General features: G+C 65.9%; 9 protein-coding genes and 1 tRNA gene. 3 read left to right on the top strand and 7 right to left on the bottom strand.

Going from position 1 to position 13,486, the window contains the following annotated elements; all coding sequences use genetic code 11:
* Positions 1-518 precede the first annotated feature (518 nt).
* Together ACR3IO_RS18895 and ACR3IO_RS18890 are read right to left on the bottom strand one after the other, a co-directional pair.
* Entirely contained in the window at positions 519-3,632 is a 3,114-nt protein-coding gene (locus tag ACR3IO_RS18895; RefSeq protein WP_434072767.1) for an AAA family ATPase, read from the bottom strand.
* Complete coding sequence (locus ACR3IO_RS18890) at positions 3,629-4,669, bottom strand: hypothetical protein (RefSeq protein ID WP_434072766.1); 1,041 nt, start codon at positions 4,667-4,669, stop codon at positions 3,629-3,631. The genes ACR3IO_RS18895 and ACR3IO_RS18890 overlap by 4 nt, the downstream gene beginning before the upstream one ends.
* A 72-nt stretch (positions 4,670-4,741) precedes the next feature.
* Here ACR3IO_RS18890 and ACR3IO_RS18885 point away from each other — a divergent pair, with 72 nt between their 5' ends.
* Positions 4,742-8,185 carry a helicase-related protein gene (locus tag ACR3IO_RS18885; RefSeq protein ID WP_434072765.1) on the top strand — a complete coding sequence of 1,148 codons (3,444 nt, stop codon included), beginning with the start codon at positions 4,742-4,744 and terminating at the stop codon, positions 8,183-8,185.
* Positions 8,186-8,307: 122 nt separating this feature from the next.
* Here the strand turns inward: ACR3IO_RS18885 and ACR3IO_RS18880 are convergent, their stop codons facing one another.
* Complete coding sequence (locus tag ACR3IO_RS18880; protein ID WP_434072764.1) at positions 8,308-9,372, bottom strand: hypothetical protein; 1,065 nt, start codon at positions 9,370-9,372, stop codon at positions 8,308-8,310.
* 557 nt (positions 9,373-9,929) lie between these two features.
* Positions 9,930-10,006, bottom strand: a tRNA-Pro gene (locus tag ACR3IO_RS18875).
* Between the two features lie 220 nt (positions 10,007-10,226).
* Here ACR3IO_RS18875 and ACR3IO_RS18870 point away from each other — a divergent pair.
* On the top strand, positions 10,227-10,712 hold the full coding sequence (locus ACR3IO_RS18870) for a hypothetical protein (protein WP_434072763.1): 486 nt from the start codon (positions 10,227-10,229) through the stop codon (positions 10,710-10,712).
* Positions 10,713-10,747: 35 nt separating this feature from the next.
* On the opposite strand, the gene ACR3IO_RS18865 is transcribed toward ACR3IO_RS18870, so the two are convergent.
* Together ACR3IO_RS18865 and ACR3IO_RS18860 are read right to left on the bottom strand one after the other, a co-directional pair.
* A complete protein-coding gene (locus ACR3IO_RS18865) occupies positions 10,748-11,404 on the bottom strand; it encodes a hypothetical protein (protein WP_434072762.1) in 657 nt (218 codons plus the stop codon).
* Entirely contained in the window at positions 11,401-11,859 is a 459-nt protein-coding gene (locus ACR3IO_RS18860; protein WP_434072761.1) for a MarR family winged helix-turn-helix transcriptional regulator, read from the bottom strand. Before ACR3IO_RS18860 ends, ACR3IO_RS18865 begins: the two co-directional genes overlap by 4 nt.
* A 76-nt stretch (positions 11,860-11,935) precedes the next feature.
* Here ACR3IO_RS18860 and ACR3IO_RS18855 point away from each other — a divergent pair, with 76 nt between their 5' ends.
* Positions 11,936-12,559 (top strand): GNAT family N-acetyltransferase, encoded by a 624-nt coding sequence (locus tag ACR3IO_RS18855; RefSeq protein ID WP_434072760.1) that lies wholly within the window; start codon positions 11,936-11,938, stop codon positions 12,557-12,559.
* A gap of 9 nt (positions 12,560-12,568) precedes the next feature.
* Here the strand turns inward: ACR3IO_RS18855 and ACR3IO_RS18850 are convergent, their stop codons facing one another.
* Complete coding sequence (locus ACR3IO_RS18850) at positions 12,569-13,477, bottom strand: CHAD domain-containing protein (protein WP_434072759.1); 909 nt, start codon at positions 13,475-13,477, stop codon at positions 12,569-12,571.
* Positions 13,478-13,486: the final 9 nt, after the last annotated feature.

Below are 13,486 nucleotides of genomic sequence, written 5' to 3'. Positions count from 1 at the left end.
AATCTCTCGAGCGTTCATACCGCTCAGGTGCGATCGGCCTCCCCTGACGACCACAAGCGACCGGAACCAACACGCGCCTGCCGGAGCGACAATGCCCGAAAGCGGTGCTGAGAAGCTGAAAACGATGGGTAGTCGATGGGTGGATCAATTCGTTAACCGCAAAAGTCCCGGAAACCCTTGAGTTTCCGGGACTTTTTGGTCGGGCTGACAGGATTTGAACCTGCGACCCCTTGGAAGAGTCCGCGCATCTGAGGTCCTCACCAGTTGCCTCGGGAACTCACGGGATTCCTTGTATTGGCAGGGAACCGAGCGGTTCGTTGCCTCCGATTCTATCCGGTCGTCCCCAGACGTTCCCGGATGATTGAGATGGGAGACCGATGGGCACGCGCCGAGCACGGCGAGTGCCCGATATCTAGCAAGTCCGAGCACCGCTTCCAAGCGCAACCCAGCTCCTGGCGCGGCGCGACCCTGAACACTCTGAGACCTCGGACGGCAGGTGTGGCTCGGCAACTGCGCTCCTACAACGAGATCAACGCGGCCACTGGCAACTGCTCGTTCGCCCAAGCGACCACTTCCGGCTCCTGAGTGAAGAGAATGACCTGGCGATCGGCGCTGAGCTCATGAAGCAGGTCAAGGATCGCGACCGTGCGCTCCTGGTCTGACTGCACCGTCACGTCGTCCAGAACCAGCGGAGCCGTTTCGTCGACTGTCGAGAGGTGCATCGCAAGCGCGATACGAAGAAGCAGGAAGATCTGCTCCGACGTGCCCTGGGACATCACATCCGCTTCCGTGCGGCGTCCACTGACAGGGGTCACAGCGACATTGAGTGTTTCCGCATCGATCGTGACGTCCGCGTAACGTCCACTCGTAATGCGGGGCACCCATGGGCGAATTGTCGCGGCAAGCACTGGTGCGATGTCGGCGTGGGCGCGTTCTTTCGCGATCTTCAGGTGCGCCTCAGCCAACGCAAGATACCCGTCGAGTTCGCGTACGTCATCGAGCGCCTGCTCCGCGCGAGCCTCTTGTTCGACAGCCGGAGGGATCGGAATGGACGTTGCCAGCATTTCTCGGATTCGACCCTCGGCATTCGCGACCTCGTCCGCCGCTGCCGCGCGGCGCTCCTGGGCTCTCGCAAGCTCGTCAAGAGCCGCTACATCCACACTGTCGGGGCGTTCACCTGCGACGGCCTGACGCTCCTCGAGCTGCACTTCGAGCTCAGATATGGTCTCGTCGTCGAGGAGCTGTTCGAGCCGCCCGACAAGCTCCATCGAGGCAGAGCGCACTTCCGCGAGCCGACGCTGTTCCGAGAGCCATGCCTCAAGACGTGTAAGCAGTCCCTGCGACCCGTCATCTGGCAGGCCCAGCGTTACCGCGGCGTCGGAAAGCTGCCGCGCGGCACCGTCGTACAGGCCACGTGCCCGTGCGAACTCCGCATCGCGCTGCTCCCTCTGCTCGAGCGCGACGATGAGGTCTGAGCGCCGCTCGGCCAATCGTGCCAGCCGGTCGCGTTCATCGCACTCAGCCACGTACTTTTCGGTCGCCCCCTGCGCGAGGACGACCAGCTCGGTCGCCCTCACTTCCGGCACCACCAAGCCAAGGTTCTCGAGGAGTGAACTGGCCGTCTGGGCAACGTCGTGTTCGCGCGTTGCCACTCGCTGCGTGTGTTCGTCGAGCCTCGATCTGGCGGCAGCAACATCGTCGACCGACCGTGCGAGCGCCTTGAGCGCAACCGGATCGGCGGCGAGGCCGAGTCGAGTGATCTCGTCCTCAGCTCGCGATCGGCGGTCGCGCTGCTCGCCTGCCGCCGCCCGCCACCTGTCCAGTTCGCGCTCGAGATCGAGCAGCTGCGGAGGTGGCGCAGGCGCATCGCCGGGAGCTTCCGCTGTGAAGGGTTGCGGCGGAACGGGAGGCGATGGGACTGTGGGCTGCTCTCGAACAGAAGGGAGGTCGATGTCCGCCGGAGGCGGGACCTCCGCAGCGGGCGACTTCCGTGTGGCGAAGACCCCGCCGATGCCGAGAAGGGCGAGCGCGATCAGCCCGAGGATGATCCCGAGCGACGAAGCGCCGACGGCGAAGAGGATCCCGGCTCCGACGATCGTCGCGCCACCGATCCCCAGCATCGTGAAACCGATCCGCTTTCGGCGTCGCATCGAGCCCTCGGCCACTCGTACTGTCGCGAGCGATTGCTCATACTCGGCGCGCTGGGTTTCTCTCGCCAGTCGCGCTCGATCATACGCCGCGATGTCGGCTTGGAATGCACCGAGCTCGAGATCAAATGCGGCGCGTCTGTCCTGGTAGTGCCGCAGGTCGGCCTCGTATGAGGTCTGCGCCGACGCGTAGGCATTTCGCGCGAGATCGAATTCCGCCCGGAGCCGATCGTGCCCGGCTCGGCCGAGCTCCCATTGCGCTTTCAGAGAGGTGATTTCGTCCTGTACACCGGGACGAAGCACTGGGGCCGGTTCTTCGAGATACGTCGCGAGCGTGCGGAGGGCTTCGGGCGAGACATCGGGATGCTGGCCGACGGGCAGATCGAGGGGTTCTCCGCGCAGCGTCTCGAGTGACGCCACGCCTTCGTTCATGCGCCTCGCGAGGTCGACAATAGTCGGATTGGGCGTCCTCGCCCCGTCGGGTACCGCCGGGAGCGCCTCAAGCTCCGCACGCATCGTCGCTGCATCTGGTCCTTCTGGTTGGACCGGCTGCGATCCGCGGGCCTTGTACGCCTCGACGGCGGTGACGACAGACGCAATGGTGTCGGCGTCGGCCGGCGCCCCCTCGTCCGCAGCGGCGGCGAGGCTGGCATCAAGCTCGCGTGCCCGTCGGATGCGTTCGGCCAACTCGTCGATGGCCACCCACTCGGCCACCGATCTCAGCTCCGACACACGGCGCTCGGCCTCGTGGAGGGACTCGAGGTGGTCGGCCAATTCGACCTGCGCCGTCTGCAGACGGTGTCGCTTGTCCAGCGCATTACCGACGTCGTCTCGTGCTTTCGCGAGTCCCGCTGTGAGCGCTCGTAGTGGCTTCGCCCCCACATGAGGGCTGCCCACACGCTCGCGTCGCTGCGCCTCGATCCAGCCGAGTGCCTCCTCCGCAGTGCTGTCGAGATGCGTTGACGATGCCGCGCGTTGGAGGTGCTCCTGCAGCTCCTCGCCGCTCTGCAGCACGCGAAGCACGTCGGCCTGACCCACGAACAGAGTGGCGCGGACCGCTTCCCGATCCAGCCCGAGGAGCCGAGCACCGTCGAAACTGTCGTCCGCTCGCAGCGACCGTCCCAGCTCTTGCTCCAACCGTCCGATGTCGATGAGTCGGTCGTTCGCGGCATCCCGAATCGAGACGCGCCCGGCCTGAAGATCCTGTTCGAGAACCAGCCGGCGACCGGAGTCCAGGGCGACGACCAGCTCGACCTTCCACTGGGCACCGGACCAGGGCTTGTGTCGGCGCCGAAACTCTGACTGCGACTTGGTCCCCCGGCCGCGGGAAACACGCCGACCGACCAGCCCGGCATAGATCGCCGCGAACCACGTTGACTTGCCCGCTTCGTTAGGTCCGTGCACCACGGTCATGCCCGGCGCTATATCGAGCTTCGCGCCTCGTAACGCCCCGAATGCGTTCGCTGTTACACGCTCAAACCTCATGGCTCAGCCTGCTCTCTTGCGGATGCTTCAAACGCCGCAAGCCCCAACGCAATCGCCTGGTGTCGCGAACGGTCGTCGGCCGAGTCGCGACTGAGCGACCGCACGAACTCTGACATCGCGGTGTGATCAGACGATTCCGGCTCTTCGAAAGCGAACGAAAGGTCGCCCATATCCACCCGCACGTCGTCGCGGTCGTGACTTCGACCCGCCAATGCGGGGAGCAGCACACCTTGCCGGACGATACCCATGAGACGAACGACTGACCACGCGGGAGCCGATGACACCGCCCGATTTAGCGCGCCGAGCAGAGCGTCCGTACTGGTGATCTCGGACATGTCGACAGGGACGACGGCTCCCGCGGCCGCTTCGAGCACGGCTTTGAACTCCACCGAAACGACATTGGACCCATCCAGCAATATCAAGGCGGCATTCCCCGCGGCGGAACCGAGACTCGGGTTCACGTCCTCGAGCACGGTCAGGCCCTCAAGGAGCGTCTCCTGCGGACCCGTGGTCACCACGTGGCGTCCCGGTCCATCACCTGCCCAGCTCACACACCTATCCACCGGAAGCTCCGCGCCTGCCAGCACGACACATCCGTCACCCTGCACGATGTGCGGAAAGGCCGGGACTCCCGATCCACCCGGTCTCAGCGCTCGGCCCAGAACGCGCACCGGGCCGGTGGCCAAGGGGTCAGCGAAGTCGACCGAGGTCCAGACCGAGGTTCGGGGACCCCATTCCGTTGTAGAATGCGGACCCTGCGGGGTGTACGGGTCTTGCGCGCCGGGCGCGATCAGCACACGACCGGCGAACGCGTTCAGCAGGGGAACCACCGTCTTCATCGCGGTGGTGCTCACCGTTCGATCGTCGAACAGGCCCCCCACGATCAGAATGGTCTCGGCCCCCACAGACTCGGCGGTTCGCACGATATTCACGAGGCCAGTGATCGCCAGCGCTCGCCGCCGGTCGGCAGCCGCTGGGCCGAGGCCGGGAAAAGCCCGGTCGACGTTCACGCCGCTGGCAGCGAGCAATGACAGCATCCCGTACCTCTCCGTAGCCGAACAGGCTACAACCTATCGAATCGCACACGGATTGACTGATAAGAAGTAACCGTGCCATCCCAGGGTCTGTTCGATTCCATCTCGCAGGGCGACAAGCTCGCGGGCGTGATCCCCGGCGCAGCGGTCGAAGTGATCATGGCAATCCCTCACGGAGGCGACGCCCTCCAACTGATCTTCCGCGGCCCAGACGGCAATGTTGCCGAGCGAATCCTCTACCGGCATGACGAGGAGGCTCTGTCGTTCCACCGCGAGGAGGGCCGCCCAGTCGACGGAGACCCGCAGGACTACCGCCTCGCCGCCGAGGCTCAACGCATCCTGCTGGCGGGCTACTCCGATCCGATGCTGGCGGTGTCGACCAGCAACGTGCAGCCACTACCTCACCAAATCCGCGCGGTCTACGGAGAGATGCTCCCCCGCACTCCGCTGCGATTCCTCCTCGCGGACGACCCTGGCGCCGGCAAGACCATCATGGCCGGGCTCTACATCAAAGAACTCCTCCTGCGGGACGACGTGAAGCGCTGCCTCATCGTCGCACCGGGAAGCCTCGTCGAGCAGTGGCAGGACGAGCTGAGGCTCAAGTTCGGGCTCGACTTCGAGATCCTCGCGTCCGGTTCACAAGATGCCGGCGTCAGTGGCAGCGTCTTCGAGAGCAAGCCTCTCCTCATCGCGCGTATGGATCAGCTGGCGCGAAACGATCATCTTCACACGCAGTTGGAAGACGCCGAGTTCGACCTCGTCGTCGTAGATGAAGCGCATCGGATGAGCGCTCGCTGGTTCGGTGGCGAGATCAAGGTGTCCCGTCGATTCCAGCTCGGAGTCCTCCTGAGCGAACGCGCTCGTCATCTACTCCTCATGACCGCCACTCCGCACAACGGCAAAGAGGAAGACTTCCAGAGCTTCCTCTCGCTGCTGGACCGGGATCGCTTCGAGGGTCCGGGCGAAAAACGAGCGCAATCCGGCACGGCCGACGGCTTCATGCGACGAATGGTCAAGGAAGACCTCCTCACCTTCGAGGGCAAACCGCTCTTCCCCGAGCGCCAGGCCGAGACGGCAAGCTACCCGCTCTCCCTTACCGAAGCGCACCTGTACAACGAGGTGACGGAGTACGTGCGAGAAGGGATGAATCGCGCCGATCGACTCGACGGCAAGCGACGAGTGACAGTCGGCTTCGCCCTCACGGTCCTGCAGCGGCGACTCGCTTCCAGCCCGGAAGCGATCTACCAGTCGCTTCGACGACGCGCGGACCGACTCGAACGGAAGAGACAAGACCTCCTTGCGAATCGACCGGTGGTCGATGTACGCGCACCATCCATCCCTCTCGACGACGATCCCGACCTGGACGAATTCGATGCCGACGAGCTGGAGTCTGTCGAAGAGGAGTTGGTGGATGCCGCGACCGCAGCTGCTACGGCCGCAGAGCTTGAGACCGAGGTCGCCGAACTCGCCCACCTCGCCGAGCTCGCGCGGCGAGTTCTGGAGAGTCAGCAGGACAGCAAGTGGGTCGAGCTGCGCGGTGTGCTCGAAGGACACGTGCTGGAAAGGCGCGACGGCACCCCACGAAAGCTGATCGTCTTCACGGAGCACCGCGACACCCTCAACTACCTTGAAGGGCGGATCGGCGCGCTGATCGACCGGGCCGACGCGGTTGTTGCCATCCACGGTGGCGTCCATCGTCTGGAACGTCGGCGCATCACCGAGGAATTCACTCACAATCCCGATGTTCAGGTGCTCGTCGCGACAGATGCTGCAGGTGAAGGTCTCAACCTTCACGCCGCGCACCTCATGGTGAACTACGACCTGCCATGGAACCCGAACCGCATCGAGCAGCGCTTCGGTCGAATCCACCGCATCGGCCAGACAGAGGTCTGCCGACTCTGGAACATGGTCGCCGAGGGGACGCGCGAGGGCGAGGTGTTCCGCCGACTTCTAGACAAGATCAACGAACAGAGGCGCGCCTACGGCGGCAAGGTCTTCGATGTGCTCGGAACCTCGCTAGGTGAAATGTCACTCACCAAGTTGCTGCGAGATGCAATCCGGTACGGCGAACAGCCCGCTGTCCGCGCGAAGATGTTCGAGACCATCGATGCCGGTGTCGCGAAGGGGCTCGAAGAGCTCATGGACGACCACGCTCTCGCTCATGAGGCACTTCCTTTGGATGAGCTCGCGCGGCTCCGCGGTGAAATGGAAGATGCACGAGCACGTAGGTTGCAGCCTCATTTCATCCGTGATGCGTTCGTCGAGGCGTTCACACGACTCGGTGGCCGAATCGAGCGGCGCGAGCGTGGTCGGTACGAGATCACACACGTGCCCGCCACGGTCCGCGAGACGACCCGCGCCCCGATCGCGCGCCGCTATCACCGCATAACTTTCGACATCACGACCATCGGCACCGCGGCTGATGACCGCGCTGAACTGCTGGCGCCGGGGCATCCGCTTCACGATGCCGTGTTGCGCCTGACGGTCCAGAAGCTCGCAACGACACTCGACCGTGGTACCGTGCTCGCGAATGCGGAGGCTGACGCGCCGGCGCTGCTGGTCGGCGTACTCAACGAGGTGCAGGATGCCACGGGCGCGACGATCGCTCAACGGTTCGGCTATGTGCTGACCGACGAGGATGGTGCAGTAATCGAAGCCGGTCCAGCGCCGTATCTCGATTACTCGCCCCCCACGCCGAGAGTCGTGGCCAGCAGCCAGCCCTGGCTCGCTGCCGCAGAACAAGACGCCAAGTCGTGGGTGATCGCCGAACAGCTGCCCGCCTTCACGAGCGACATCATCACGCGGCGCACGGCCGAGTACGAGAGGCTGCGCGACCGTGTGCGGTCGCGCCTGAACCACGAAATCAGGCGACTGGACTCGGAGGCGTTGAAAGCAGATAGCGCAGCCCGCGAGGGTAAGAGGGTTCGCACGTCCGGCGACTTGCTGCGCAAGCGGGCAGGCGACCTCACTGCACGGCTCGACGCGCGACTGGAACTCATCGACAAGCAGCTCAAGATGGCCCCGCTGCCCCCGAAGATCGTGTCTGTGGCGCTCGTTGTGCCAGGAGCTGTCGAGCCGCCCCCGGGGGCGAACATGGCGAACTTCGCCGATCTTGCTGCTGCCCGTAAGGCAGTTGAGCGCCGCGGGGTCGATGCGGTCCTCGCCGCGGAACGCGCACTCGGTCGCGCACCGGTCGAGCAGGCGTTCAACAACCCGGGCTTCGACGTCCTCACGAGCCGAGACGATGAACCTAGCATCCGAATCGAAGTGAAGGCACGCATTCTCGGCGCCGACACTTTCACCATTACGCGCACTGAGGTGCTGACGGCCCTCAACGTGGCGCCGAACCACCGTCTCGCGCTCGTCTCGGTGCATCCAGACGGACCGGCCGGCGACCGTGTGCACTACATCGGTGAGGCGTTCGAGGGCGCCGAACCGGCGTGGCTCAACGACTTCGGCGTGGTAGCGCAGACGCTTGACTGGGATGGTTGGTGGGCACGCGGGCGAGCACCCTTCTGATGCCATACGTGCGGGGCCGCGATTCTTGTCCGAGCCACGGCGCAGGTATCTAATGCCCCTGACACCCCCAACAGGAGAGCATCGTGCGAGTCTGTGCGCTCTTGCCCTCTTCGGGTGAGCCTTCACTGGCGGTTAGACCTCGGTCCGACGGATTCGGCCCGTGCCGCCACGAGAATCGCTCGAACCTGATCGACGACGTCATCAACGAGGGCTTCGTCCGCCCGGAGTGGGTCGAGTGCGATCGGCACCCACAGATGGCCCCCGTCATGGCGAAGGACCGGCCCGAAGCGAAGTGTGTCGCCGAGAAGTTCACGTATTCGCTTTACCGCGCGGCGTTCCCCTGTCAACTTGTGGAATCTAAGCCACATCGGAGTCAAACCTTCGGATGCGAAGCCGCTGTGGAGGCCAAGTGAGAAGTACGTCCCCGGAACCGGACCTGCTGCTTTCAGGTAATAAGACGGCGCAAAGACGATGTCACGACGGGCAACTTGCGGACCCCGCCAAACTCCAAGTGCATCTGCCAACAACTGAGTAGCAATGTCCACGAGCCCGACCAGCTCGGCGCGGCGTGTCTGCCACTCCTCGCCTGCCGCCGCGACCCCGAGTGGCTCCAGTACGAACCGGGTACGCGCATCGATGAGTGCGCGCAGTTGAATCAGGTCAGCTTCCAACGAATTGGACCCGCGCTCCTCGTCGCCTGTCGCTTGCATCAATACATCCAGCAACTGTGTCCAAGAAATGCACGCAGTGGCGCGGTCTACCTCCCCTACTCGTGCCTTTGCCTGTCGCATGAGGTGTGCCGCATCCGCGATTCTCGCTTCAGGCATGAGCAACACGAGGCCGGACTGCTGCCCTGCGCTCTCCGCGACCTGAAGCGCGAGGTAGCTGGCCGCTTGATCCACCGTGAGAGTTGCACCGAACTTCGCTTCAATGATCAGCAGTGGCCGGCCGGACACATCCTGGCCCTCGATGTCAGTCCGCCCGAACTCTCGATGGTCCACCTCGGTCAAGAGGTGCGCAATGCCGGAAAGATCGATGGCCAGGATCTCCTCGAGATACCGCAGTCCAGCGTTCCGCATTCCGCGGTTCTGCAGGATCACGCCGAGTGCCTCGGTCGCGAAAGTCTCGCCCAAGCCGGCTCGCCCGGCGAGAGCGCCGAGCAACGGTTGGCGTTCAGCCGCACTCATCACACGGTCAGTGTAGGGCTCACATCCACATGCACAGCGAGGGATGAGCCCGGACACATCCGTCTGGCCGCACTCGGAGCGCACACGGCACGTCGGAGCGGCGTTTCGATGGTTTCGAAGAGCCGATCAAGTGTCCGCGTATCTTCGAGCAAGATGAATCTCGATAAACAGTAAACGATCGCAAAACCACCAGTGGTAACACTGGTCGTGGCCGCAGAGCAGGCGGACCAAAGCCGTGCGAACGAGCGTGAAGCCGATGGGTTTCCGATGTACTGAGGGATTCTAACTCCTCAGAATCCGCGTGTTTCCACCGGCCAGACAGGATTTGAACCTGCGACCACTCGCAACACGCGTCAGATCCGAGCAACGCGCGACCGCCTCAAGCGGTGCACGCAAGGCGCCAACCTCCCCGGAATCTCGCGGCTCGACAGCTGTCATGCAAGTCGCGCGCGTCAGTTGCGGGTGCACCCGGTTACTCGGCAGGGCATTCTCTCAGCGCGATCACAGGAACAGAAAGGCCCCGGCAAGAAATCACTTCTCACCGGGGCTTTTCACGCTGGTCGGGCTGACAGGATTTGAACCTGCGACCCCTTGACCCCCAGTCAAGTGCGCTACCAAGCTGCGCCACAGCCCGATGCTCCCGAACTCGTCGGAGGCAACTTGACCATCATAGCGGCATCCGAAGGGGTGCTCGAACACATCGGGACGCCGAGCGGCCCCGCCGGCAGCGGAGGCGCGGTGGGCGGCCGCATATCCGATTCATAGCCGCTTCCCCTAGGCTCGTCGGAGTCGCCCTCGACGGCGGCGTGCCCGCATGACGGGAATCATCCCTGCCACCTCTCCGAAGGAATCTCGTGTCGAACAACGCCACCGCCCCCAAGCAGTCCACCCTGAACCTGCCCATCATCCTGCTCTGGGTCGTCGCGGTCGCCGTGACCGTGGCCGGCGCACTGCTGCTGATCAACGGCAACGCGGCGCAGGTGGACTTCTACACGACGCAGGGTTCCGACTACGCGACGTACCTCAACAACATCTCGATGTCCACGATCGGCGGGCTGCTCCTCGCCGCCGGCATCGTCGGCCTCCTCCTCGCGCTCGCAACGCACGCCCGCAACCGCGCCGCCGTGATCCAGGCGCAGACGGCCGCAGCCGAGTTCGAGGCCGTGTTCGGCGACATCGATGACGAGGACTTCGAAGAGCTCGACCTGCTGGTCGACGAGTCCGACGTCGAGGTGCCCGTCGACGCACCGGCACCGGCCGCAGCCGCACCGGCCGCCGAGGCTCCCGCCGCACCGACGGCTCCCGAGGCACCGACGGCTCCCGAGGCTCCCAAGGCCTGACCCGCGCACACGCGCCGGCTCAGCCCGGCAGGCGTTCAGAGGTGCCGACGCACCTCGTCGAGCAGCGCCTTCGGGTCGTCGACCCACAGCCGAAGGGCGGTGATCTCCTGATCGCCGCCCTTCGGCGCATGTCCGGGCAGCCGCACGACGGTCGGCCGCTCGAGCTCGATCAGGATGTTCGTCTCGTCCTGCATGCGCAGCACGAGCGTGCGCGCGGCATCCGATTGCTCGATGCGCGGCGACTTCGGCTCGTCGACGCGCTTCGCGATCGCGACCGAGGCGATGTCGTCCCACGCGAGCGCGACGTCGAGTTCGAGCCCCTGACGCACGCGGATGCCGTCGGGCCCGACGGTGATGGGTCGCATGAGGTACCCGCAGAGCAGGCCGAACATCCAGGTGACGCCCCAGATGCCGAGCACGAGCATCGCGATGCGCACACCCGGCCATCGATGCACGATCAGGTCGATGATCGGGATCTCGACGGCCGACAGCACGATGAAGATCATGAGCACCGTGAACACGGGCTTGTGGTAGCTGAACCCCACTGCCCCGGGGGCGATCGCTGGCCGGCGCGCGACGAAGCGCCCGATGTTCGCATAGATGCGCAGTTCAACGAGCAGGGCGCGCTTGGCGAAGCTCCAGGCCCGCTGCAGGGCGGATGCCGCGGCGCGGCGCTCGCTCGTCACGCTCATGCCCTGCGCTCCCGATCAGCCTCGATGAGGGCACGGAGGCGTTCGGCGATGGCGTCGACGCCGCGCGCAAGGGCGTCGCGGTCGGCGGGCGCGACGGCCTCGAGCAGGTCGGCCGTGAGTTCGGCGTGATCGCGCTGCATCCCGCGCATGCGCTCCTCGGCCGTGTCGGTGAGCGAGACGATGGTCGCGCGACGATCGGTCGGATGCGGCGTGCGGTGCACGTGCCCGCCGTCTTCGAGCGCGTCGACGAGCGCCGTGACGTTGCGCGCACTCACCTCGAGGTTCGTCGCGAGCGACTGCTGCGTCATCGGCCCGGCGTGCTGGAGCACCCAGAGCACGCGCACCCGGGCGGGCGTCAGCGATGTGCCGTCGAACGCCGTCGCCATGTCGTGCTGGAAGAGTTCGCCGATCTCGAGCAGGCGATCGAGCACGGTGGGGGTCGGCGTCTCGGGCATATCGTGATGGTACTACATCATTACCTATATTCACGAAGAGCGAGCGGATGTCGCACCCGCCCACTATCGTGGCCACATGCAGTCCGAGGTCACCGCCGACGCCCGTCCGCCAGTCCTGAAGATCGTTCCGGCGCAGCAGGTGCCGTTCGCCGATGTCGAGGCCGTGTTCGGCACCAAGGGTGATCCGGCCACCTGCTGGTGCCAGTGGTACAAGCTCCCCCGCAGCGAATGGAGCATGGGCAACGCCGAGCTCGCCCATCTCCTCGAGCAGCAGATCACCGAGGGCGAGCACGGACCTGGGCTCATCGCCTACGACGGCGACACCCCCGTCGGCTGGTGCGCCGTCGAACCCCGGCCAGCACTGCCCGGCCTGCCCCGCAAGCGCATCGTGGCCCAGGGCTCCCCCGACCAGGACTTCGATGACGCGAGCATCTGGGCGATCACGTGCTTCGTCGTGCCGCGCGCGCACCGCAAGCGCGGCGTCGGCGGGGCTCTCGCCGTTGCGGCCGTCGATTACGCGAGGCAGCACGGCGCCCGCGTCGTCGAGGCCTACGGGGTCGACCCCGCCGCGCGGGCCAAGGTGCCCGCCGCCGACCTCTTCCCCGGCACCGTCAGCATGTTCGAGCGCGCCGGGTTCCTCGAGGTCGCGCGCCCGACACCCAGCCGCGCGGTCATGCAGGTGCGGTTCTCCGACGACTGACCGCTTCCGTCAGTCCTCGACGAGGGCGCGCAGTTCGGCGATCACCGCCGGCAGCCGTCGAAGGTGGCCGGCCGCCCGCTCCTCCGCCGCCTCCGCGAGACGGTCGAACACGAGCGAGGCACCGCCCTCGTGCGCGACGTGGGCGCCCGCACGTCGCACGTGGTCCGCGAAGAGCACCTCGTCCCGATGATCGCCAAGCACGTCGTGCAGGTCGTCGCCGATCTCAGCGAACGCGCGAACGCGACCGTCGAACAGCGCCACCGGCTCGGTCGACACCGCCTCCGCGGCGTACCGCAGCCGGCGACCCGCCTTGCGCACGGCGTGCAGCGACTCGGTGTCGGCGCCTTCGACGCGTCGAGCACGCCGCACGGTTCGGCGCGCCTCGCGCTCGATGCATGCCGCCAGCACGTCCGACGCCGGATCGGCGGCGGCCGGCGCGAGCGGCGGTGCGGCGTCGAACGCGTCACGACGCGCCGCGGCACGCGGAAGCGCCTGCCGTTCCAGCCACCAGGCGTGGGCCAGCCGATACTCGAGGCGCTCCGCATCGACGAGACGCGACCGGACGAGACGCAGGTGCGCTTCATCGTCGATGAGGCCGCGATCGGATGCCTCCTCGAGCGCGCGCTCGGCGACCTGCATGCGCACCTCGATGTCCCGCACCACGCCGAGCTCCGTTCCGAACTCGCCGAACCGTCGCCGCAGGGCGAGCGCCGGGGCCGCGTCGAACACGGGCGCGTAGGCCGCGAGCAGGCTTCGAACGCGTCGCACGTGCGTCCGGAGTTGATGCACGGCGTCCGGCTCGTCGGCTCGCGCCGACGCCTCCAGGCCTCGCATCCGTGCACCTGCCGCACCGAGCGCGGCGATGACGGCGGTCCCCGCGTCGATCGCCGCGTCGTCGGCCCGTGCGTCACCCACCATGCGCCATGC

Origin of the sequence: Agromyces sp. Marseille-Q5079, assembly GCF_051016555.1 — a bacterium.
Lineage (GTDB): Bacteria > Actinomycetota > Actinomycetes > Actinomycetales > Microbacteriaceae > Agromyces.
Note: the sequence above shows the minus strand (reverse complement) of the source record. Positions and strands in the feature narration are given on the sequence as shown.